Raw genomic sequence first — 22,533 nt, 5'->3', positions numbered from 1 at the left:
ACTTCACCTTCTGTATCAGAGCCTCACACACAAACTTCCTGACACCCTCACGAAAAGCAAAGGATATAACCACCATGTCTATGTCAGACAAACTCTCCGTTGAACATTCAGCCGTCTCCAGCCATGTTTCATCGTTGCAAACGAGCTATGGCCAGTTGAAGGCGCAGTCCCAACAGTTCCTGGATGCCATTGAACCACTGAAGTCCTCCTGGAAAGGCACCTCGGTTGAAGCATGGAATCGAATGACCGAGGCATGGAACGACAACATGGAGCAAGTCAACTCTGCGCTTGACCAGCTCACTAGCCGCGTGGAACAGGCCGGCAAAGACTACCAGGCAGGTGAGGAGGATCAAACCGCAACGCTGCAGCAGCGTTTCGCAGGTATGAACTTCCAATCCGGTCCGATTCTTTAAACCTCAACTTTTCATAGGAGAACTTGAAATGTCTGTTTATTCTTACACCCGTTCTGACGCTGAAGCTGCGGGTTCTGATTTGAACTCGGTGATGAACGCCATCGAATCCACTTTGTCTGAGATGGACTCCGATATCCAGAAGCTTGCCGCTGGATGGGAAGGTTCTGAGCAGGAAACGTATCGGGGTATTCACGGTAAGTGGTCGTCGGCGGCGCAGAACATGAAGTCGATTCTGGGACAGATCCGTTCTGCGTTGGAGGAGAACACCGCCGCTGTTGCCGAAACTCGCGGTCGGGTAACGGGCTCGCTCGCCGGCCAATAACACCTCTTTTCGCCGGTCGGGTTTCGCGGCCGGGCATCGTCCTTTTGATTTTAAATGTTGGTCTCCCTCTCGAAGTTAAGGAATGAGTTCTCGTAATGCCTGCTGTGCCACTTCCACCGTTTGAGGTGTTTGTTCGTCCGCATTTCCATATTGGTGGGTCTGTGTTCTCGGTGTTGGCGTCGGCACGGACGTGGCGTGGTTTTGCGGATCGTGCGGTGGAGACGTCGGGGTTGCTGCGCGCGATTAATGATGGGGGGTTTGTGGGCAGCGAGGGGGATCGGTACCGGGAGTTGTTGCACGGGGATTTCCCGCAGCATCTTTTGGTCACGGGCCAGGCCCATGCTGGGTTGGCTGATGCTTTGCATGCCTATGGTTTAGATTTGGGTGCGCGGCGGACTGAAATGGATGCTTTGCGGTCTGTGGCGCGTGTGGACCTGACCCCTTGGTGGTGGACACGCTGAAACCAGCATTTCGCTGGGGAAGTGAGGTACCTTTCCACCATGCCACGCAAGACCTACACCGAGCAGTTCAAGCGTGACGCAGTGACGTTGTACGAGTCGACCCCTGGAGCCACGATCAACGCGATCGCCTCCGATCTCGGGGTCAACCGCAACTCCCTGCGCACCTGGCTCGACGCCTTCGGCACCGGCACCAAAACCAACGCCAACGGTGAAAAAGTCGCCAGCCCGATCGCCGCAGCCAACAGCGAACGTACTCCTGCTCAAGGACTCTCCGATGCCGAACGCATCCGCATGCTGGAACGCGAAAACGCCACGCTACGGGAAGAACGAGAGATCCTGCGCAAGGCGGCCAAATATTTCGCGGAAGAGACGAACTGGTGAACCGCTTTCAGTTCGTTGATGACCACCGAGACTTCTACGAGGTCAAGCGGTTATGTGAGGTCCTGAAGATCAACCGGTCCTCCTACTACAAGTGGAAATCTGCTGCTCCTGCCCGCCGGCGACGCCTCGTCGCTGACGCGGCGCTGGGAGCGAGGATCAAGGCCGTGTTCACAGCTGAGAACGGCTGTTACGGGGCGAAACGCATCACAGCGGCCATCAACTCGGATCCGACCAGCGATGATCGCCTCAATCACAAGCGCACCGCCAGGCTGATGCGCCAGATGGAATTGTTCGGCTACACCAAGAAACGCCGCGTAAAGACCACGGTGTCTGCGAAACGCGCTCCGACGTTTCCGGATCTGCTCGCACGCCGTTTCACCGCGGAGAAACCAAACACGGTCTACGTCGGCGATATCACCTACCTCCCGATTGCAGATGGGTCGAATATGTACCTGGCGACGGTCATCGACTGCTACTCGCGGCAGTTGACCGGTTTCGCGATCGCCGTCCACATGCGTACGGAGTTAGTTGAAGAGGCTTTGATGATGGCTTACGGGATCCGTGGCGGGCTTGACGGAGCGATTTTCCACTCCGATCATGGCAGTGTATACACCTCTGATCGGTACCGAAGACTATGTGAACGTCTCGGTGTTACCCAATCGATGGGAGCAATTGGTACCAGCGCGGATAATTCTCTGGCGGAGTCGTTCAACGCCACGTTGAAACGGGAAGTCCTTCAAGATGCACCTGTTTTCGCCAGTCAGCTGGTGTGTCGCCGGGACGTGTTCCAATGGTGCAGTCGCTACAACACCAAACGCCTGCACTCGAGGTGCGGCTATCGTTCGCCGAACGCCTTTGAATCTTCCGAAACAGCTATACTCAAAACCGCATCTGATTAAAACTCCGTGTCCACTTTCCGGGGTTCAGACCCAACAGATCATACGGCGGTCAATGCTGCTGTTGTGCAGGTTAATCAAGCTGAAACTGCGGTGGCTTTGGCGCCGGACGCTGCAACGAAATCTGCGGCGGCAGCCGCGTTAGTAGCGGCGCAGGCGCAGCTTGCGGCTGCGCAGGCGAAATGGGAAGCGGATATTGCAGCGGCTGAGGAAGTTAAGGCATCGCTGGGTGGGCAGGTTTCGCTGCATGCTGCGGAGATCTCGGCGCAGGCACGTAAAGCCTTTGAGGAAAATCCCGGGTTTTTGGGTGGGACTTGGCAGGCGATTAAAGATTTTATGCATGACAACGCCGACCTTTTGTCGGTGGTGTCCGATGCCTTGCAGATTATCGGCGGCATTATGATGCTGATTCCTGGTTTGCAGATACTTGGGGCGGTGTTGGTTGGCATTGGTGTGGGGTTGAAGTTTTTACTGGCGGCAGCAGGGGAGGCAAGTTGGGGTGAGTTCCTCTTTGATCTGGCGACGTGTGGGGCGCTGGGGGCTTTAGGCAAACTGGCGAAGACTGGAAAACTTGGTTCGAAGGTTGCTGCCTTGCAGCAGTCGGCGGTGGCGCTGAAAGAGTCGGCGGGTAAAGCTGCGGCTCGTGGCATTGATCGGATCTTGTTTGCGCTTGATCCGGTTGATATTGCTACTGGAGCAATGGTAGATAGCGACACTGATATTCGCATTGAGGGTACGTTGCCGCTGGTGATAGACCGTCACGCGTTTTCTACGCATGAGGTGGGTCGTGCGTTGGGGCCAAGGTGGATCTCGCGTATGGATGTCCGTTTGGAGGTTGCGGCGGATGTGGTGACGATGCTGTGCCCGGATGGGGCGCTAATCCAGTTTCCCCCTGCCCCTGTGGATGGTTCGGAAGTGCGCGGTAATGGACGTGGCTGGCTGTTGTCATTTGGGGACGGAGCGTACCGCGTGCGTGCCGTCAATGAGGCGGTAACGTATCACTTTCATGTGTATGAGCAAGACGATCTGCGTCCCGATGGTGTAGGGGTAGCTCATGGGCCTGCAAGCGTGGGACGTAGCATGGTCGGAGCTGGGATTGTGTCTGGCAGTGTCGCTGAACGTTTCGGTATAAGCATTGAGCTGGGAATAAGCTCGATGGTGCACCGTACGGGGCAGCGGATCGACTATGTGTGGGATAACGCGACGGGGCACATGGTGGCGATGGTGCGTTCTGATGGCACCCGATTGGATCTGAGTTGGGATGGAGCGATTAACCGGGTGTCGGGGGTTTGGGTGTCGAACCCGTTGACGCATCCGGACGACGATCCAGTGCGGTTGGTCTCTTATGGCTATGACCCGTTTGGTCGGTTGATAACGGTGCGGAACTCGCATGCGGGTGTGCTGCGTTATCGCTACGACGAGCAGGGACGTCCGTGTGGGTGGACGGATCGAAATGGGGTGTCGTATGTGTACCGATTTGATGAAGCAGGTCGTGTGAGTTCCCAGGTTGGCACGGGAGGGTTCTTTCCGAATACTGCGGTGTGGCTTGACGATACTGCCGAGGATGCCCCAGCCGGCGGGATAGTAGTGGTAGCGATTGAAACTGCGACGCCTTTTGAACAGGACCCGTTGGCAGTCGGGGACTCAGTGATGGATGAGTTTTTGGACCGGTTGGATCAGCTTGAGTTGGTCGCAGCTTTGCGCGAGGGCGGTCTTGTTCAGGCAGGGTTGACCGGGCGTGGCCGTGCAGGTGTACGCGATGAGGATGGTTGGAGTGTCCCCGACGCGTGGCTACACGATGAGGTTCTGGGGGATGTGCGTCCGACGGTGTACCGGTGTAGCGCGGACGGGGATGTGTGGCGGATAATCACCCCGGAGGGCCGGGTAACGGATTTCGAGCATAATTCGTATCACCAAGTCACTAAAATTGTCGATTCGGCCGGAGAAGTGTGGTCGATGACTTATAACGAAGATGGGGTGTGCGTTGGTGAAGGTTTCCCCGATGGCACGAGTAGGCGCGTAGAGCCTGGAGCGTGGGGCGTTCCGGCACGCATCATTGAACGCGACGGCTCGATAACTGAGTGTGATGTTGATGCTTTTGGGATGGTTACTGCGTTGCGTGAACCTAGTGGCGCCGAAACTAAGTGGGATTGGCAGGTGCGTGCCTCAGGGATTGTTTTATCGTCTGTGACCGACCCGGGCGGATACACAACCGTAATGGAGCACGATGATGCGGGCCGTTTGATGGCAACTGTTGATCCTGCTGGGCGACGCATGAGTTGGGTGCGTGATGTGTGTGGTCGTGTCATTGAGGCAATGGACCCGAATGGTGCTGTCACCATGATTGGCTACACCCCGGAAGGGTGGGCAAATGAGGTTGTGTTTGAAGATGGGGCGAGGCAGTCAGCAACATTTGATGGTGAGGGAAACCAGCTCAGTTTCACCAATGAGCTCGGGCTGACATCGACGGTGCAGTACACTGTGTTCGATCAACCTGCTTTAACGACCGACGCGGATGGAGCGGTAACTCGGATTACCTATAACACCCAGATGCAGCCTGTGGCAGTGACCAACGCTGATAATCGTACGTGGCGGTACGAATACAACCTTGATGGGACGATCGCCCGCGAGATTGATTACAACGGCCGCCCAGTGACTGCCTCGACCTCTGTGGATGGATTGCGCACGGTCGTTGAGTCCCCGGCTGGCACGACAACCCTTGAGCGTAACTGGATGGGGAATGTTGAGCGCGTAGTTGACTCCTCTGGAGTATCTGAGTTTGCTTATGACCTGGCGGGGCGCGTGACAGGCGTATCTAATGCCTTCTCGTCGGTTTCTTACACTTATGATGCGGATGGCCAGATAGCCGGGGAGACGGTCACTTTAGCCTCCGGGGAGTCTACCGGCTATGAAGCTCACGTTGATGCGGCGGGCCAAGCCTACGGCTATAGCATCCTTCTTCCGGCGGGCGAGAGGATTTATACCGAATTTGCTCGTGATGGTTATGGGCAGATCGCAACCTCAGATGTTATGTGGGAGGGGTCAGGCAATGAGGGTGCACGCACTTTGGTGGGGCTGTCGTATAGCCGTGATCAGCGAGGTTTGCGTGACACTATTGATATCGGCGCGTTGACTCGTAGTTTTTCCTACGACCAACGTGCTCGCCGTATCCAGGATCGCATGAGTATGTCTGGTGCTTCTGTGGGGGGTGCAGCGCAATCCGTGGCTGGCCGTGAGCTGACGTGGCGGGCGGATACCAAGATCACCGAAGTGAGAGACCAGCTCCGCGGACGCAGCTTGTATAGCGTCGACGAGGTTGGGCGTGTAACTGCGGTCCGACGTGAAAGTTCTGCTGCAAACCCGCAGAAGGTATCGCACGGAATTTATCCGGATGGTGCTGGCCAGGAATCTTACGAGTATAGCCCAGCCGGTGTATTGAACCGGTATGATGCGCCTCAGCCTGAAGAGTCATGGCAAAAGCCAGCCCTCCGCACTTCCGCTGCAAAGGAAAAGATCGAGTTTTCGGGCACGATGCCTACCCGTGTAGGGCGTACCACCTATATTTATGATGGGGCGGGCCGAGTTGTTCGTACCGTTACGAAGCGGATTAGCAAGAAGCCTTTAGTAAAGAATTTTTACTATGCCACTGGTGAGCAGCCGATAGGTTTTGATTCTTCTGACACTCCTGGCATGGGCTGGCGCTACATTTACGACGGTTTGGGCAGGCGCGTAGCGAAAGAGACCATCAACACCGAAACTGGTGAGGTGATAGCGCGGACGGTGTTCGCCCATGCTGGTGATCAGTTAGTTGGTGAGTACACCACTATGGGTCCTGATGCAGGTTGTGGTTGGGTGGTATCTACTGATCCAGAGACTGGGGAACTTGTTGGCCAAGTTGCGTTTTCCCCCAGCAGTCCTAGTGCTTCTGTGGAAGATGATCCCGCCCAGTGGTCGCAGCAGCGCGTTGACGCTGAGTTTTATGCCCTTATGGCAGATTTGGCGGGTGCGCCGCAGGAGATCATCGACCCGCGAACAGGTGAAGTGCTTGGGTGTGCTGTCCACACGTTGTATGGTCAACGTCGCTGGAGAGGCACGCTCAGTATGCCGCTTTTATTTGCTGGACAGTATGTTGACCAGGAATCGGGGTGGGCGTATAACAGGTTCCGGTTTTATGATCCGAAAGCCGGTATTTACAATGCGCAGGATCCTTTGGGGGTAGCAGCACAGCTTTCTTCTGCGCAGGGTTATGTTGCCCATCCTGTGCTTTGGTGTGATCCTTTCGGGTTAAAACAATATAGTCAAGTCGCTAATCCGGCGTTGCAGGCGCGTATCGACGCATTGACTTCGAATCAAAAAGGACAAGTTGGGGAGAAGATCGCCCGGGAGATGTTCGAAGGGCGATTCCTCCGGGATGATCCTCGTGGTGATAAATACGTTGTTAACGGGAGGACATACATCCCTGATTTGACACTGACCTCAGATCAGATCGTGGAAGTGAAGTTTGTCAAGAAATTGGATCTAAGAAGGCAGATCCGGGATGGTCTGGCACACGCAGGGCCCGGGACCTGACCCCTTGGTGGTGGACACGCTGAAACCAGCATTTCGCTGGGGAAGTGAGGTACCTTTCCACCATGCCACGCAAGACCTACACCGAGCAGTTTAAGCGTGACGCAGTGACGTTGTACGAGTCGACCCCTGGAGCCACGATCAACGCGATCGCCTCCGATCTCGGGGTCAACCGCAACTCCCTGCGCACCTGGCTCGACGCCTTCGGCACCGGCACCAAAACCAACGCCAACGGTGAAAAAGTCGCCAGCCCGATCGCCGCAGCCAACAGCGAACGTACTCCTGCTCAAGGACTCTCCGATGCCGAACGCATCCGCATGCTGGAACGCGAAAACGCCACGCTACGGGAAGAACGAGAGATCCTGCGCAAGGCGGCCAAATATTTCGCGGAAGAGACGAACTGGTGAACCGCTTTCAGTTCGTTGATGACCACCGAGACTTCTACGAGGTCAAGCGGTTATGTGAGGTCCTGAAGATCAACCGGTCCTCCTACTACAAGTGGAAATCTGCTGCTCCTGCCCGCCGGCGACGCCTCGTCGCTGACGCGGCGCTGGGAGCGAGGATCAAGGCCGTGTTCACAGCTGAGAACGGCTGTTACGGGGCGAAACGCATCACAGCGGCCATCAACTCGGATCCGACCAGCGATGATCGCCTCAATCACAAGCGCACCGCCAGGCTGATGCGCCAGATGGAATTGTTCGGCTACACCAAGAAACGCCGCGTAAAGACCACGGTGTCTGCGAAACGCGCTCCGACGTTTCCGGATCTGCTCGCACGCCGTTTCACCGCGGAGAAACCAAACACGGTCTACGTCGGCGATATCACCTACCTCCCGATTGCAGATGGGTCGAATATGTACCTGGCGACGGTCATCGACTGCTACTCGCGGCAGTTGACCGGTTTCGCGATCGCCGTCCACATGCGTACGGAGTTAGTTGAAGAGGCTTTGATGATGGCTTACGGGATCCGTGGCGGGCTTGACGGAGCGATTTTCCACTCCGATCATGGCAGTGTATACACCTCTGATCGGTACCGAAGACTATGTGAACGTCTCGGTGTTACCCAATCGATGGGAGCAATTGGTACCAGCGCGGATAATTCTCTGGCGGAGTCGTTCAACGCCACGTTGAAACGGGAAGTCCTTCAGGACCTGACCCCTTGGTGGTGGACACGCTGAAACCAGCATTTCGCTGGGGAAGTGAGGTACCTTTCCACCATGCCACGCAAGACCTACACCGAGCAGTTTAAGCGTGACGCAGTGACGTTGTACGAGTCGACCCCTGGAGCCACGATCAACGCGATCGCCTCCGATCTCGGGGTCAACCGCAACTCCCTGCGCACCTGGCTCGACGCCTTCGGCACCGGCACCAAAACCAACGCCAACGGTGAAAAAGTCGCCAGCCCGATCGCCGCAGCCAACAGCGAACGTACTCCTGCTCAAGGACTCTCCGATGCCGAACGCATCCGCATGCTGGAACGCGAAAACGCCACGCTACGGGAAGAACGAGAGATCCTGCGCAAGGCGGCCAAATATTTCGCGGAAGAGACGAACTGGTGAACCGCTTTCAGTTCGTTGATGACCACCGAGACTTCTACGAGGTCAAGCGGTTATGTGAGGTCCTGAAGATCAACCGGTCCTCCTACTACAAGTGGAAATCTGCTGCTCCTGCCCGCCGGCGACGCCTCGTCGCTGACGCGGCGCTGGGAGCGAGGATCAAGGCCGTGTTCACAGCTGAGAACGGCTGTTACGGGGCGAAACGCATCACAGCGGCCATCAACTCGGATCCGACCAGCGATGATCGCCTCAATCACAAGCGCACCGCCAGGCTGATGCGCCAGATGGAATTGTTCGGCTACACCAAGAAACGCCGCGTAAAGACCACGGTGTCTGCGAAACGCGCTCCGACGTTTCCGGATCTGCTCGCACGCCGTTTCACCGCGGAGAAACCAAACACGGTCTACGTCGGCGATATCACCTACCTCCCGATTGCAGATGGGTCGAATATGTACCTGGCGACGGTCATCGACTGCTACTCGCGGCAGTTGACCGGTTTCGCGATCGCCGTCCACATGCGTACGGAGTTAGTTGAAGAGGCTTTGATGATGGCTTACGGGATCCGTGGCGGGCTTGACGGAGCGATTTTCCACTCCGATCATGGCAGTGTATACACCTCTGATCGGTACCGAAGACTATGTGAACGTCTCGGTGTTACCCAATCGATGGGAGCAATTGGTACCAGCGCGGATAATTCTCTGGCGGAGTCGTTCAACGCCACGTTGAAACGGGAAGTCCTTCAAGATGCACCTGTTTTCGCCAGTCAGCTGGTGTGTCGCCGGGACGTGTTCCAATGGTGCAGTCGCTACAACACCAAACGCCTGCACTCGAGGTGCGGCTATCGTTCGCCGAACGCCTTTGAATCTTCCGAAACAGCTATACTCAAAACCGCATCTGATTAAAACTCCGTGTCCACTTTCCGGGGTTCAGACCCCCGGAAACTATATCCTGGTTACAGCGCCAAATACGCACCTCTCGCGGGGCGTGCGTAAGCTGATTGAATCCGGTCAGATAATCCACAAAACAATGCCGGAATCCCTAATTGAGCGTATGGTGCCTTAAAACCTAAAAGTCTGGTTGTCGAGGGATATGGAAGTGAGTAAGTGATATGCCGGTACCGAATCCTTTTGAGCCGATTTTCGACTCTGAGCAGTTTTTGACTGAGCGGTTTATTGAGTTGATTCCGGGGTTTAGGGAGGAGCAGGACAAGGACAATTATGTCAACCATGCTGTGGCGGCAGTGGAGATGACGGATCGGAAGATGAGAAGGGACATCATTGCTGCGTTGCGTCCCTATGCGGAGCAGTTGCATTGGGGTCCGATTAGCAGGGGGGCCTTTGGGATGTTGAATCAGCTCGGGGCGAAGGATCTGGATGTCACGGCGGTGGTCGACGAGTTTGAAAAGTATAAGGAGTACCCAGCCAACAAAACAAAAACTTTGTTTAGCGGAAGAACTGGTTCCTTGCAGCGGAATGTGCATCCGCGTAATTTTGAGCAGTTCAATCGTTTTTTGAAGATGCAGTCCTCGAGGCGGCCGGATCCTTTATTGAAATCTCAGCAGGGCCTGATTTGGGATGGGGTGGGCACAAGTAAGAAGTTTCGGGAGCATCCTGGGTTTGCGTGGCTGGTGCACAGTAGATTTGCTGGTACAGCACCGGAGGTAGATAAGGCCTTGGAGCGCATCGCTAAAGCTCAAGGCTTGGAGTAGTGTGTCCTTTTTTGGTTATGGAGGACCGGATCTGCCTTCGGCAAACTGTGGGTACCAAGCTGCATAGCTCCAGTTCTAAGGATTAGCCTCTATTGTTTTCCGTGTTTTTGAACTTGTTTTCTTGCATGGAAGTAGGGTTATGTTTTGGGTGTAAGGCTTCGGTGATGTCACGGTAGTCATTGCTATGGTCGGCTGCGTGGTGTACCTCGTGAGGATCTTTTAGCGTCTTGTGAGTTTCTTTTAGCGTTGCGGTGTTGGCTACTGCTTTGAAGGGCGAGAAAGTGTTCGTGGCAACACTTGTCGGACCAACCCACATATGAGGCGCAATATCTATGACATTGGGGAACTTGTTGGCCAAGTTGCGTTTTCCCCCAGCAGCTCTAGTGCTTCTGTGGAAGATGATCCCGCCCAGTGGTCGCAGCAGCGCGTTGACGCTGAGTTTTATGCCCTTATGGCAGATTTGGCGGGTGCGCCGCAGGAGATCATCGACCCGTGTACAGGTGAAGTGCTTGGGTGTGCTGTCCACACGTTGTATGGTCAACGTCGCTGGAGAGGTACGCACAGTACGCCGCTTTTATTTGCTGGACAGTATGTTGACCAGGAATCGGGGTGGGCGTATAACAGGTTCCGGTTTTATGATCCGAAAGCCGGTATTTACAATGCGCAGGATCCTTTTGTCAGCGCTCTTTGAAAAGTAGCCCAAAACGCTCCTCGAAAAGTAGCCCACCCGGAAAAGATTGGATGGGTGATTTCATTGGAGGAATGGGCGCAGATCCGATACCTGCGTGGGCAGGGTCTGTCATTGAGGAAGATCGCGGCCGAAGTGGGCTGTGCGAAGAAGACGGTGGAGAAGGCTTTGGCTTCAGATTCGCCGCCTTGTTACAAGCCACGGGATGCCAAAGGCACGAGTTTCGATCCGTTTGAACCGCAGGTCAGGGAACTTCTCACGGAAACACCGCAGCTTAATGCCAAGGTGTTGGCTCAGCGAGTGGGCTGGACAGGCTCGGATTCATGGTTTCGCAAACACGTTGCCAGGATCCGGACTGAGTATATGCCCGCCGACCCAGTCGATACCCTTACTCACGCCCCGGGGCGTGAGATCCAATGTGATCTCACTTTTGCACCGGGTGGACTACCTGATGCTGATGGGGTCTACCGCGCGTTGCCGGTGTTGGTGATGGCAGCCTCGCATTCTCGTTTCGCTGCGGCGTGTGTGCTTCCCTCGCGCACGACTGATGACTTGATCGCCGGGATGTGGCAGTTGATAACACGTGATTTCCAAGCGGTACCAGATCGGCTCGTGTGGGATCACGAGTCCGGGATTGGCAAGGCGAAGCTGTGCGAGCCTGTTGCCGCATTCGGCGGGGCGCTGTGCTGCAGAATCGTTCAGACCCCACCGCGGGACCCGGAATCTAAAGGCATCGTCGAGCGCACCAACGGGTACATGAAGCGTTCCTTCTTCCCCGGGCGCCGGTTCAGCGACCCGGTGGATGTGCAAGCCCAACTTGATGAGTGGTTCACCACAATCGCCAACGCACGCGTTCACACCACGTTGAAGGCCACACCGGCGGACTTGTTTGCAGCTGATCAGCGGGCGATGCGCCCCTTGCCACCGTATCCGCCGGTGTTCGGTGTCAGGCCCGCGGTGCGCCTGCCGCGAAACTACTACGTCACCGTTGACACCAACCAGTACAGCGTGGATCCGACATTCATTGACCGACTAGTCACTGTGCGCAGCACGCTTGATGAAATCGCCGTGACCGGGCCACACGGTGAACCCGCCGCGGTGCACCCGCGCCACTGGGGCCAGCACAAGGTCATCACCGACCCCGCCCACGCCCAAACTGCCCGCGCCATGCGCCGCGACCTAGCTACGGCGGGCGAGAGATTCCAGCCAGATACCGCTGTTGACATCGCTGACCTATCCATCTACGACCACATCGCCTAACACGGCCTCAACGCCCCACAAACTTCAAGGAGAGCTCTTTCCTATGACCCGCACCAGCGCCCACGACACCGCGGCGGCAATTAGTCACCTCGCACGGGAGTTGAAAGCCCCACGCATCGACAACGTCTACTCAACCATCGCCAATCAAGCACGTAGCCAATCCTGGACATTCGAGGAGTACCTCGCCGCCGTGCTATCTGTCGAAGCGACCGCCCGCGCGGAATCCGGAGCATCATTACGCGTCAAACGCGCCGGCTTTCCGGCCGTGAAAACCATCGCCGACTTCGACTTCACCGCACAACCCAGTATTGACCGCACTGAAATCGCACGCCTTGAAACCGGGGCCTGGGTCGCCACAGCTGAAAACGTCGTCCTGCTCGGCCCACCCGGAACCGGCAAAACCCACCTCGCCACCGCACTTGGCATCACAGCAGCGCAGCAAGGCTATCGCGTCCTCTTCGACACCGCCGCCGGGTGGGTAAACACCCTCACTGAAGCCCACAACACCGGCAAACTCGAAACGCTGCTGAAACGATTAAACCGCTACCACCTGCTCATCATCGACGAACTCGGCTACATTCCCGTCGAAGCTGACGCGGCGAACCTGTTTTTTCAACTCGTCTCCAGACGCTACGAACACGGCTCCATGAGGGTGTCAGGAAGTTTGTGTGTGAGGCTCTGATACAGAAGGAGTTTCACCGATAATGACAACGGTGACAACGAAGAAAAACCATGACCAGGACAAGATCAACGAGATCAGCGAGAAGCTGATGGAAAATCCTGAGCTCGCCAAGCTGATTGGCGAGTTGTCGACGTCCACCGGTGACGCCAGTGACCTGGTCAAAGGTCTGTTGCAGGCGTCGATTAACGCTGGTCTGCAGGCGGAAATGGATGCCCATTTGGGCTACCGTCATTCCGACCGGAAGATGAAGGCCCAGGTTGAACCAACACAGGGTGGTAACCACCGCAACGGGTCGTACACCAAGACGGTTAACTCTGGTTACGGCACGTTGGAAGTGACTGTACCCAGGGATCGTTGCGGCACGTTTACGCCCCAGATGGTGCCCAAGGGCGCACGCCGGCTGACAGAGCTCGATGACATGATCATCTCGCTGTACGCCGGTGGGATGACAGTGCGTGATATTCAGCACCATCTTGGGTCCACCCTGGGGGTGGATATGAGCCCGGATACGATCAGCACCATTACCGATGCAGTCTTAGACGAGGTCATGATCTGGCAGAACCGTCAGCTCGACGAGTTTTACCCAGTAATCTTCCTTGATGCGCTACGCGTGAAGATCCGCGATGGCCACCGTGTAGTCAACAAGGCGTGCTACATGGCGGTGGGCATCGACATCGACGGTATCAAGCGCATCCTGGGTTTGTGGATTGCTGATAATGAAGGCGCCGCCTTGTGGGCATCGGTGTGCGCAGATCTGGCCAACCGTGGCGTCCAGGATGTCTTCATCGTCTGCTGTGATGGGCTTAAAGGCTTAGCGGAAGCCGTGGAGGCGACCTGGCCGAATTCGATGGTGCAGACCTGCATCGTGCACCTGATCCGGGCGGCGAACCGGTGGGTGTCCTATCAGGACCGAAAAGCTGTCTCCAGCGCGTTACGTGCGATCTACACGGCCGCAAACGAAGATACCGCCCGTGCCAGCTTAGATGCGTTCGAAACCTCTGAGCTTGGCCAGAAATACCCGCAGTCGGTGAAGGTGTGGCGTGATGCGTGGGAACGGTTCGTGCCGTTTTTGCAGTTCCCGCCAGCAGCGCGCAAGGTGTTGTACACCACGAATTCGATCGAGTCACTTAACGCTGAGCTGCGCAAAGCTACCCGGAATCGGGGCCAGTTCCCGAACGATACAGCGGCTGTGAAGACGCTTTGGCTGATGATTTGCAACATCGAAGACAAACGCGCTGCCAAACGCGCGAAGCAAGCCAAGCGCGCCGTTGAGTGCAACGGGTATGTTGAAGGAGCAAAGGCCAATGGCTGGAAGCAAGCCATCAACCAACTAGCTGTGGCATACCCCAACCGATTCGCGGAGTACTTGTAAACCAAACCCCCGCACACAAACTATCGGACACTCTCGGCTCCATCATCGTGACCTCAAACCTAGCGTTTTCCCAATGGGCGCAATGCTTCGGCGACATCACAGTAGCCACCGCCATGGTCGACCGCATCGTCCACCACGCCAAAATCTTTCAACACCGAGGAGTAAGCCACCGCATCAAAGGACGCGAAATACCCGCACCAACAACCCCCTCACCAACCCCACATCAGGCACAATAACAACGACCACACTGGGCTACATTTCAAAGAGCGCCAGTGGGCTACATTTCGAAGAGCGCTCACACCTTTGGGGGTGGCAGCACGGCTTTCTTCTGCGCAGGGTTATGTTGCCCATCCTGTGCTTTGGTGTGATCCTTTCGGGTTAAAACAATATAGTCAAGTCGCTAATCCGGCGTTGCAGGCGCGTATCGACGCATTGACTTCGAATCAAAAAGGACAAGTTGGGGAGGATATCGCCCAGGAGATGTTCGAAGGGCGATACCTCCGGGATCATCCTCGTGGTGATAAATACGAAGTTAACGGGAGGACATACATCCCCGATTTGACACTGACCTCAAATCAGATCGTGGAAGTGAAGTTTGTCAAGAAATTGGATCTAAGAAGGCAGATCCGGGATGGTCTGGCACACGCAGGGCCCGGAAACTATATCCTGGTTACAGCGCCAAATACGCACCTCTCGCGGGGCGTGCGTAAGCTGATTGAATCCGGTCAGATAATCCACAAAACAATGCCGGAATCCCTAATTGAGCGTATGGTGCCTTAAAACCTAAAAGTCTGGTTGTCGAGGGATATGGAAGTGAGTAAGTGATATGCCGGTACCGAATCCTTTTGAGCCGATTTTCGACTCTGAGCAGTTTTTGACTGAGCGGTTTATTGAGTTGATTCCGGGGTTTAGGGAGGAGCAGGACAAGGACAATTATGTTGACTATGCTGTGGCGGCAGTGGAGATGACGGATCGGAAGATGAGAAGGGACATCATTGCTGCGTTGCGTCCCTATGCGGAGCAGTTGCATTGGGGTCCGATTAGCAGGGGGGCCTTTGGGATGTTGAATCAGCTCGGGGCGAAGGATCTGGATGTCACGGCGGTGGTCGACGAGTTTGAAAAGTATAAGGAGTACCCAGCCAACAAAACAAAAACTTTGTTTAGCGGAAGAACTGGTTCCTTGCAGCGGAATGTGCATCCGCGTAATTTTGAGCAGTTCAATCGTTTTTTGAAGATGCAGTCCTCGAGGCGGCCGGATCCTTTATTGAAATCTCAGCAGGGCCTGATTTGGGATGGGGTGGGCACAAGTAAGAAGTTTCGGGAGCATCCTGGGTTTGCGTGGCTGGTGCACAGTAGATTTGCTGGTACAGCACCGGAGGTGGATAAGGCCTTGGAGCGCATCGCTAAAGCTCAAGGCTTGGAGTAGTGTGTCCTTTTTTGGTTATGGAGGACCGGATCTGCCTTCGGCAAACTGTGGGTACCAAGCTGCATAGCTCCAGTTCTAAGGATTAGCCTCTATTGTTTTCCGTGTTTTTGAACTTGTTTTCTTGCATGGAAGTAGGGTTATGTTTTGGGTGTAAGGCTTCGGTGATGTCACGGTAGTCATTGCTATGGTCGGCTGCGTGGTGTACCTCGTGAGGATCTTTTAGCGTCTTGTGAGTTTCTTTTAGCGTTGCGGTGTTGGCTACTGCTTTGAAGGGCGAGAAAGTGTTCGTGGCAACACTTGTCGGACCAACCCACATATGAGGCGCAATATCTATGACATTGGGGAACTTGTTGGCCAAGTTGCGTTTTCCCCCAGCAGCTCTAGTGCTTCTGTGGAAGATGATCCCGCCCAGTGGTCGCAGCAGCGCGTTGACGCTGAGTTTTATGCCCTTATGGCAGATTTGGCGGGTGCGCCGCAGGAGATCATCGACCCGTGTACAGGTGAAGTGCTTGGGTGTGCTGTCCACACGTTGTATGGTCAACGTCGCTGGAGAGGTACGCACAGTACGCCGCTTTTATTTGCTGGACAGTATGTTGACCAGGAATCGGGGTGGGCGTATAACAGGTTCCGGTTTTATGATCCGAAAGCCGGTATTTACAATGCGCAGGATCCTTTTGTCAGCGCTCTTTGAAAAGTAGCCCAAAACGCTCCTCGAAAAGTAGCCCACCCGGAAAAGATTGGATGGGTGATTTCATTGGAGGAATGGGCGCAGATCCGATACCTGCGTGGGCAGGGTCTGTCATTGAGGAAGATCGCGGCCGAAGTGGGCTGTGCGAAGAAGACGGTGGAGAAGGCTTTGGCTTCAGATTCGCCGCCTTGTTACAAGCCACGGGATGCCAAAGGCACGAGTTTCGATCCGTTTGAACCGCAGGTCAGGGAACTTCTCACGGAAACACCGCAGCTTAATGCCAAGGTGTTGGCTCAGCGAGTGGGCTGGACAGGCTCGGATTCATGGTTTCGCAAACACGTTGCCAGGATCCGGACTGAGTATATGCCCGCCGACCCAGTCGATACCCTTACTCACGCCCCGGGGCGTGAGATCCAATGTGATCTCACTTTTGCACCGGGTGGACTACCTGATGCTGATGGGGTCTACCGCGCGTTGCCGGTGTTGGTGATGGCAGCCTCGCATTCTCGTTTCGCTGCGGCGTGTGTGCTTCCCTCGCGCACGACTGATGACTTGATCGCCGGGATGTGGCAGTGGGTCTGAACCCCGGAAAGTGGACACGGAGTTTTAATCAGATGCGGTTTTGAGTATAGCTGTTTCGGAAGATTCAAAGGCGTTCGGCGAACGATAGCCGCACCTCGAGTGCAGGCGTTTGGTGTTGTAGCGACTGCACCATTGGAACACGTCCCGGCGACACACCAGCTGACTGGCGAAAACAGGTGCATCTTGAAGGACTTCCCGTTTCAACGTGGCGTTGAACGACTCCGCCAGAGAATTATCCGCGCTGGTACCAATTGCTCCCATCGATTGGGTAACACCGAGACGTTCACATAGTCTTCGGTACCGATCAGAGGTGTATACACTGCCATGATCGGAGTGGAAAATCGCTCCGTCAAGCCCGCCACGGATCCCGTAAGCCATCATCAAAGCCTCTTCAACTAACTCCGTACGCATGTGGACGGCGATCGCGAAACCGGTCAACTGCCGCGAGTAGCAGTCGATGACCGTCGCCAGGTACATATTCGACCCATCTGCAATCGGGAGGTAGGTGATATCGCCGACGTAGACCGTGTTTGGTTTCTCCGCGGTGAAACGGCGTGCGAGCAGATCCGGAAACGTCGGAGCGCGTTTCGCAGACACCGTGGTCTTTACGCGGCGTTTCTTGGTGTAGCCGAACAATTCCATCTGGCGCATCAGCCTGGCGGTGCGCTTGTGATTGAGGCGATCATCGCTGGTCGGATCCGAGTTGATGGCCGCTGTGATGCGTTTCGCCCCGTAACAGCCGTTCTCAGCTGTGAACACGGCCTTGATCCTCGCTCCCAGCGCCGCGTCAGCGACGAGGCGTCGCCGGCGGGCAGGAGCAGCAGATTTCCACTTGTAGTAGGAGGACCGGTTGATCTTCAGGACCTCACATAACCGCTTGACCTCGTAGAAGTCTCGGTGGTCATCAACGAACTGAAAGCGGTTCACCAGTTCGTCTCTTCCGCGAAATATTTGGCCGCCTTGCGCAGGATCTCTCGTTCTTCCCGTAGCGTGGCGTTTTCGCGTTCCAGCATGCGGATGCGTTCGGCATCGGAGAGTCCTTGAGCAGGAGTACGTTCGCTGTTGGCTGCGGCGATCGGGCTGGCGACTTTTTCACCGTTGGCGTTGGTTTTGGTGCCGGTGCCGAAGGCGTCGAGCCAGGTGCGCAGGGAGTTGCGGTTGACCCCGAGATCGGAGGCGATCGCGTTGATCGTGGCTCCAGGGGTCGACTCGTACAACGTCACTGCGTCACGCTTGAACTGCTCGGTGTAGGTCTTGCGTGGCATGGTGGAAAGGTACCTCACTTCCCCAGCGAAATGCTGGTTTCAGCGTGTCCACCACCAAGGGGTCAGGTCCAGTTGATAACACGTGATTTCCAAGCGGTACCAGATCGGCTCGTGTGGGATCACGAGTCCGGGATTGGCAAGGCGAAGCTGTGCGAGCCTGTTGCCGCATTCGGCGGGGCGCTGTGCTGCAGAATCGTTCAGACCCCACCGCGGGACCCGGAATCTAAAGGCATCGTCGAGCGCACCAACGGGTACATGAAGCGTTCCTTCTTCCCCGGGCGCCGGTTCAGCGACCCGGTGGATGTGCAAGCCCAACTTGATGAGTGGTTCACCACAATCGCCAACGCACGCGTTCACACCACGTTGAAGGCCACACCGGCGGACTTGTTTGCAGCTGATCAGCGGGCGATGCGCCCCTTGCCACCGTATCCGCCGGTGTTCGGTGTCAGGCCCGCGGTGCGCCTGCCGCGAAACTACTACGTCACCGTTGACACCAACCAGTACAGCGTGGATCCGACATTCATTGACCGACTAGTCACTGTGCGCAGCACGCTTGATGAAATCGCCGTGACCGGGCCACACGGTGAACCCGCCGCGGTGCACCCACGCCACTGGGGCCAGCACAAGGTCATCACCGACCCCGCCCACGCCCAAACTGCCCGCGCCATGCGCCGCGACCTAGCTACGGCGGGCGAGAGATTCCAGCCAGATACCGCTGTTGACATCGCTGACCTATCCATCTACGACCACATCGCCTAACACGGCCTCAACGCCCCACAAACTTCAAGGAGAGCTCTTTCCTATGACCCGCACCAGCGCCCACGACACCGCGGCGGCAATTAGTCACCTCGCACGGGAGTTGAAAGCCCCACGCATCGACAACGTCTACTCAACCATCGCCAATCAAGCACGTAGCCAATCCTGGACATTCGAGGAGTACCTCGCCGCCGTGCTATCCGTCGAAGCGACCGCCCGCGCAGAATCCGGAGCATCATTACGCGTCAAACGCGCCGGCTTTCCGGCCGTGAAAACCATCGCCGACTTCGACTTCACCGCACAACCCAGTATTGACCGCACTGAAATCGCACGCCTTGAAACCGGGGCCTGGGTCGCCACAGCTGAAAACGTCGTCCTGCTCGGCCCACCCGGAACCGGCAAAACCCACCTCGCCACCGCACTTGGCATCACAGCAGCGCAGCAAGGCTATCGCGTCCTCTTCGACACCGCCGCCGGGTGGGTAAACACCCTCACCGAAGCCCACAACACCGGCAAACTCGAAACGCTGCTGAAACGATTAAACCGCTACCACCTGCTCATCATCGACGAACTCGGCTACATTCCCGTCGAAGCTGACGCGGCGAACCTGTTTTTTCAACTCGTCTCCAGACGCTACGAACACGGCTCCATCATCGTGACCTCAAACCTAGCGTTTTCCCAATGGGCGCAATGCTTCGGCGACATCACAGTAGCCACCGCCATGGTCGACCGCATCGTCCACCACGCCAAAATCTTTCAACACCGAGGAGTAAGCCACCGCATCAAAGGACGCGAAATACCCGCACCAACAACCCCCTCACCAACCCCACATCAGGCACAATAACAACGACCACACTGGGCTACATTTCAAAGAGCGCCAGTGGGCTACATTTCGAAGAGCGCTCACACCTTTGGGGGTGGCAGCACGGCTTTCTTCTGCGCAGGGTTATGTTGCCCATCCTGTGCTTTGGTGTGATCCTTTCGGGTTAAAACAATATAGTCAAGTCGCTAATCCGGCGTTGCAGGCGCGTATCGACGCATTGACTTCGAATCAAAAAGGACAAGTTGGGGAGGATATCGCCCAGGAGATGTTCGAAGGGCGATACCTCCGGGATCATCCTCGTGGTGATAAATACGAAGTTAACGGGAGGACATACATCCCCGATTTGACACTGACCTCAAATCAGATCGTGGAAGTGAAGTTTGTCAAGAAATTGGATCTAAGAAGGCAGATCCGGGATGGTCTGGCACACGCAGGGCCCGGAAACTATATCCTGGTTACAGCGCCAAATACGCACCTCTCGCGGAGCGTGCGTAAGCTGATTGAATCCGGTCAGATAATCCACAAAACAATGCCGGAATCCCTAATTGAGCGTATGGTGCCTTAAAACTTAAAAGTCTGGTTGTCGAGGGATATGGAAGTGAGTAAGTGGTATGCCGGTACCGAAGGGTCTGAACCCCGGAAAGTGGACACGGAGTTTTAATCAGATGCGGTTTTGAGTATAGCTGTTTCGGAAGATTCAAAGGCGTTCGGCGAACGATAGCCGCACCTCGAGTGCAGGCGTTTGGTGTTGTAGCGACTGCACCATTGGAACACGTCCCGGCGACACACCAGCTGACTGGCGAAAACAGGTGTATCTTGAAGGACTTCCCGTTTCAACGTGGCGTTGAACGACTCCGCCAGAGAATTATCCGCGCTGGTACCAATTGCTCCCATCGATTGGGTAACACCGAGACGTTCACATAGTCTTCGGTACCGATCAGAGGTGTATACACTGCCATGATCGGAGTGGAAAATCGCTCCGTCAAGCCCGCCACGGATCCCGTAAGCCATCATCAAAGCCTCTTCAACTAACTCCGTACGCATGTGGACGGCGATCGCGAAACCGGTCAACTGCCGCGAGTAGCAGTCGATGACCGTCGCCAGGTACATATTCGACCCATCTGCAATCGGGAGGTAGGTGATATCGCCGACGTAGACCGTGTTTGGTTTCTCCGCGGTGAAACGGCGTGCGAGCAGATCCGGAAACGTCGGAGCGCGTTTCGCAGACACCGTGGTCTTTACGCGGCGTTTCTTGGTGTAGCCGAACAATTCCATCTGGCGCATCAGCCTGGCGGTGCGCTTGTGATTGAGGCGATCATCGCTGGTCGGATCCGAGTTGATGGCCGCTGTGATGCGTTTCGCCCCGTAACAGCCGTTCTCAGCTGTGAACACGGCCTTGATCCTCGCTCCCAGCGCCGCGTCAGCGACGAGGCGTCGCCGGCGGGCAGGAGCAGCAGATTTCCACTTGTAGTAGGAGGACCGGTTGATCTTCAGGACCTCACATAACCGCTTGACCTCGTAGAAGTCTCGGTGGTCATCAACGAACTGAAAGCGGTTCACCAGTTCGTCTCTTCCGCGAAATATTTGGCCGCCTTGCGCAGGATCTCTCGTTCTTCCCGTAGCGTGGCGTTTTCGCGTTCCAGCATGCGGATGCGTTCGGCATCGGAGAGTCCTTGAGCAGGAGTACGTTCGCTGTTGGCTGCGGCGATCGGGCTGGCGACTTTTTCACCGTTGGCGTTGGTTTTGGTGCCGGTGCCGAAGGCGTCGAGCCAGGTGCGCAGGGAGTTGCGGTTGACCCCGAGATCGGAGGCGATCGCGTTGATCGTGGCTCCAGGGGTCGACTCGTACAACGTCACTGCGTCACGCTTGAACTGCTCGGTGTAGGTCTTGCGTGGCATGGTGGAAAGGTACCTCACTTCCCCAGCGAAATGCTGGTTTCAGCGTGTCCACCACCAAGGGGTCAGGTCCGAATCCTTTTGAGTCGGTTTTAGAGTCTGGGCAGTTTTTGACTGAGCGGTTTATTGAGTTGATTCCGGGGTTTAGGGAGGAGCAGGACAAGGACAATTATGTCAACTTTGCTGTGGCGGCAGTGAGGATGACGGATCGGAAGATGAGAAGGGACATCATTGCTGCGTTGCGTCCCTACGCGGAGCAGTTGCATTGGGGTCCGATTAGCAGGGGGGTCTTTGGGATGTTGCTTCAGCTCGGGGCGAAGGATCTGGATGTCACGGCGGTGGTCGACGATTTTGAAAAGTATAAGGAGTACCCAGCCAACAAAACACTAAATTTGTTTAGCGGAAGAACTGCTTACTTGCAGCAGAGTGTGCATCCGCGTAATTTTGAGCAGTTCAATCGTTTTTTGAAGATGCAGTCCTCGAGGCGGCCGGATCCTTTATTGAAATCTCAGCAGGGCCTGATTTGGGATGGGGTGGGCACAAGTAAGAAGTTTCGGGAGCATCCTGGGTTTGCGTGGTTGGTGCACAGTAGATTTGCTGGTACATCACCGGCGGTGGATAAGGCCTTGGAGCGCATCGCTAAAGCTCAAGGCTTGGAGTAGTGTGTCCTTTTTTGGTTATGGAGGACCGGATCTGCCTTCGGCAAACTGTGGGTACCAAGCTGCATAGCTCCAGTTCTAAGGATTAGCCCCTAGTATTTTCCGTGTTTTTGAACTGTTTTCTTGCATGGAAGT

The 22,533-nt window shown here is 55.9% G+C and carries 22 protein-coding genes and 1 pseudogene; 21 read left to right on the top strand and 2 right to left on the bottom strand.

The window, feature by feature from the left end; all coding sequences use genetic code 11:
• Positions 1-74 precede the first annotated feature (74 nt).
• The 17 genes and pseudogenes from VLL26_RS07580 (at position 75) to VLL26_RS07500 (ending at position 17,000) form a co-directional block, all read left to right on the top strand.
• Entirely contained in the window at positions 75-413 is a 339-nt protein-coding gene (locus VLL26_RS07580) for a WXG100 family type VII secretion target (RefSeq protein ID WP_342318501.1), read from the top strand.
• Positions 414-441: 28 nt separating this feature from the next.
• Positions 442-735 carry a WXG100 family type VII secretion target gene (locus VLL26_RS07575; protein ID WP_342318500.1) on the top strand — a complete coding sequence of 98 codons (294 nt, stop codon included), beginning with the start codon at positions 442-444 and terminating at the stop codon, positions 733-735.
• Positions 736-830: 95 nt separating this feature from the next.
• Positions 831-1,196, top strand: coding sequence for a hypothetical protein (locus tag VLL26_RS07570; protein WP_342318499.1), 366 nt, complete (start codon positions 831-833; stop codon positions 1,194-1,196).
• Between the two features lie 39 nt (positions 1,197-1,235).
• Positions 1,236-2,476, top strand: a protein-coding gene (locus tag VLL26_RS07565) for an IS3 family transposase (protein ID WP_342318167.1) whose coding sequence is annotated in 2 segments (ribosomal slippage) — positions 1,236-1,563 and positions 1,563-2,476 — 1,242 coding nt in all. Because the reading frame shifts where the segments join, the coding sequence is not laid out codon by codon here.
• A 63-nt stretch (positions 2,477-2,539) separates the two neighbouring features.
• Complete coding sequence (locus VLL26_RS07560) at positions 2,540-7,042, top strand: DUF6531 domain-containing protein (RefSeq protein ID WP_342318497.1); 4,503 nt, start codon at positions 2,540-2,542, stop codon at positions 7,040-7,042.
• A gap of 62 nt (positions 7,043-7,104) precedes the next feature.
• Positions 7,105-8,201 (top strand): annotated as a pseudogene (locus VLL26_RS07555) (IS3 family transposase); the annotation flags it as partial.
• A gap of 54 nt (positions 8,202-8,255) precedes the next feature.
• Positions 8,256-9,496, top strand: a protein-coding gene (locus VLL26_RS07550; RefSeq protein WP_342318167.1) for an IS3 family transposase whose coding sequence is annotated in 2 segments (ribosomal slippage) — positions 8,256-8,583 and positions 8,583-9,496 — 1,242 coding nt in all. Because the reading frame shifts where the segments join, the coding sequence is not laid out codon by codon here.
• 206 nt (positions 9,497-9,702) lie between these two features.
• Positions 9,703-10,302, top strand: coding sequence for a hypothetical protein (locus tag VLL26_RS07545; protein ID WP_342318496.1), 600 nt, complete (start codon positions 9,703-9,705; stop codon positions 10,300-10,302).
• Between the two features lie 316 nt (positions 10,303-10,618).
• Positions 10,619-10,993, top strand: a complete 375-nt coding sequence (locus VLL26_RS07540; RefSeq protein ID WP_342318491.1) for an RHS repeat domain-containing protein — start codon at positions 10,619-10,621, stop codon at positions 10,991-10,993.
• A 54-nt stretch (positions 10,994-11,047) separates the two neighbouring features.
• Entirely contained in the window at positions 11,048-12,250 is a 1,203-nt protein-coding gene (gene istA / locus VLL26_RS07535; protein ID WP_342318463.1) for an IS21 family transposase, read from the top strand.
• A gap of 43 nt (positions 12,251-12,293) precedes the next feature.
• Positions 12,294-12,932: an IS21-like element helper ATPase IstB gene (gene istB, locus VLL26_RS07530; RefSeq protein ID WP_342318495.1), complete on the top strand. Its 639-nt coding sequence runs from the start codon at positions 12,294-12,296 to the stop codon at positions 12,930-12,932.
• 22 nt (positions 12,933-12,954) lie between these two features.
• A complete protein-coding gene (locus VLL26_RS07525; protein WP_342318462.1) occupies positions 12,955-14,304 on the top strand; it encodes an IS256 family transposase in 1,350 nt (449 codons plus the stop codon).
• A 47-nt stretch (positions 14,305-14,351) separates the two neighbouring features.
• Positions 14,352-14,540: an ATP-binding protein gene (locus VLL26_RS07520; RefSeq protein ID WP_342318494.1), complete on the top strand. Its 189-nt coding sequence runs from the start codon at positions 14,352-14,354 to the stop codon at positions 14,538-14,540.
• A 73-nt stretch (positions 14,541-14,613) separates the two neighbouring features.
• Entirely contained in the window at positions 14,614-15,084 is a 471-nt protein-coding gene (locus VLL26_RS07515) for a putative toxin (protein WP_342318493.1), read from the top strand.
• Between the two features lie 46 nt (positions 15,085-15,130).
• Entirely contained in the window at positions 15,131-15,730 is a 600-nt protein-coding gene (locus VLL26_RS07510; RefSeq protein WP_342318492.1) for a hypothetical protein, read from the top strand.
• A gap of 316 nt (positions 15,731-16,046) precedes the next feature.
• Positions 16,047-16,421, top strand: a complete 375-nt coding sequence (locus VLL26_RS07505; RefSeq protein WP_342318491.1) for an RHS repeat domain-containing protein — start codon at positions 16,047-16,049, stop codon at positions 16,419-16,421.
• Positions 16,422-16,475: 54 nt separating this feature from the next.
• Positions 16,476-17,000: a hypothetical protein gene (locus VLL26_RS07500; RefSeq protein WP_342318490.1), complete on the top strand. Its 525-nt coding sequence runs from the start codon at positions 16,476-16,478 to the stop codon at positions 16,998-17,000.
• 24 nt (positions 17,001-17,024) lie between these two features.
• On the opposite strand, the gene VLL26_RS07495 is transcribed toward VLL26_RS07500, so the two are convergent.
• Positions 17,025-18,265 (bottom strand): IS3 family transposase gene (locus tag VLL26_RS07495; protein ID WP_342318167.1). Its coding sequence is split into 2 segments (ribosomal slippage): positions 17,025-17,938 and positions 17,938-18,265, totalling 1,242 coding nucleotides; the frame shifts between segments, so codons are not numbered across the junction.
• A 72-nt stretch (positions 18,266-18,337) separates the two neighbouring features.
• Between VLL26_RS07495 and VLL26_RS07490 the strand changes: the two genes are divergently transcribed.
• The 3 genes from VLL26_RS07490 (at position 18,338) to VLL26_RS07480 (ending at position 20,409) form a co-directional block, all read left to right on the top strand.
• Complete coding sequence (locus VLL26_RS07490) at positions 18,338-19,024, top strand: Mu transposase domain-containing protein (protein ID WP_342318489.1); 687 nt, start codon at positions 18,338-18,340, stop codon at positions 19,022-19,024.
• Positions 19,025-19,067: 43 nt separating this feature from the next.
• Complete coding sequence (gene istB / locus VLL26_RS07485) at positions 19,068-19,865, top strand: IS21-like element helper ATPase IstB (protein WP_342318488.1); 798 nt, start codon at positions 19,068-19,070, stop codon at positions 19,863-19,865.
• A gap of 73 nt (positions 19,866-19,938) precedes the next feature.
• A complete protein-coding gene (locus VLL26_RS07480; RefSeq protein WP_342318487.1) occupies positions 19,939-20,409 on the top strand; it encodes a putative toxin in 471 nt (156 codons plus the stop codon).
• 92 nt (positions 20,410-20,501) lie between these two features.
• On the opposite strand, the gene VLL26_RS07475 is transcribed toward VLL26_RS07480, so the two are convergent.
• Positions 20,502-21,742 (bottom strand): IS3 family transposase gene (locus VLL26_RS07475; protein WP_342318486.1). Its coding sequence is split into 2 segments (ribosomal slippage): positions 20,502-21,415 and positions 21,415-21,742, totalling 1,242 coding nucleotides; the frame shifts between segments, so codons are not numbered across the junction.
• Between the two features lie 44 nt (positions 21,743-21,786).
• Here VLL26_RS07475 and VLL26_RS07470 point away from each other — a divergent pair.
• Positions 21,787-22,401 carry a hypothetical protein gene (locus tag VLL26_RS07470; protein WP_342318485.1) on the top strand — a complete coding sequence of 205 codons (615 nt, stop codon included), beginning with the start codon at positions 21,787-21,789 and terminating at the stop codon, positions 22,399-22,401.
• Positions 22,402-22,533 lie beyond the last annotated feature (132 nt).

Origin of the sequence: Corynebacterium sp. BD556, from assembly GCF_038452275.1 — a bacterium.
Taxonomy (GTDB): domain Bacteria; phylum Actinomycetota; class Actinomycetes; order Mycobacteriales; family Mycobacteriaceae; genus Corynebacterium; species Corynebacterium mayonis.
Note: the sequence above shows the minus strand (reverse complement) of the source record. Positions and strands in the feature narration are given on the sequence as shown.

What these genes read in the sequence shown, in the direction of transcription:
- VLL26_RS07510 (WP_342318492.1), top strand. Translation starts at nt 15,131, where the DNA reads ATGCCGGTACCGAATCCTTTTGAGCCGATTTTCGACTCTGAGCAGTTT.
- istB (WP_342318495.1), top strand. Translation starts at nt 12,294, where the DNA reads ATGACCCGCACCAGCGCCCACGACACCGCGGCGGCAATTAGTCACCTC.
- VLL26_RS07505 (WP_342318491.1), top strand. Translation starts at nt 16,047, where the DNA reads ATGAGGCGCAATATCTATGACATTGGGGAACTTGTTGGCCAAGTTGCG.
- istB (WP_342318488.1), top strand. Translation starts at nt 19,068, where the DNA reads ATGACCCGCACCAGCGCCCACGACACCGCGGCGGCAATTAGTCACCTC.
- VLL26_RS07545 (WP_342318496.1), top strand. Translation starts at nt 9,703, where the DNA reads ATGCCGGTACCGAATCCTTTTGAGCCGATTTTCGACTCTGAGCAGTTT.
- VLL26_RS07580 (WP_342318501.1), top strand. Translation starts at nt 75, where the DNA reads ATGTCTATGTCAGACAAACTCTCCGTTGAACATTCAGCCGTCTCCAGC.
- VLL26_RS07525 (WP_342318462.1), top strand. Translation starts at nt 12,955, where the DNA reads ATGACAACGGTGACAACGAAGAAAAACCATGACCAGGACAAGATCAAC.
- VLL26_RS07575 (WP_342318500.1), top strand. Translation starts at nt 442, where the DNA reads ATGTCTGTTTATTCTTACACCCGTTCTGACGCTGAAGCTGCGGGTTCT.
- VLL26_RS07540 (WP_342318491.1), top strand. Translation starts at nt 10,619, where the DNA reads ATGAGGCGCAATATCTATGACATTGGGGAACTTGTTGGCCAAGTTGCG.
- VLL26_RS07570 (WP_342318499.1), top strand. Translation starts at nt 831, where the DNA reads ATGCCTGCTGTGCCACTTCCACCGTTTGAGGTGTTTGTTCGTCCGCAT.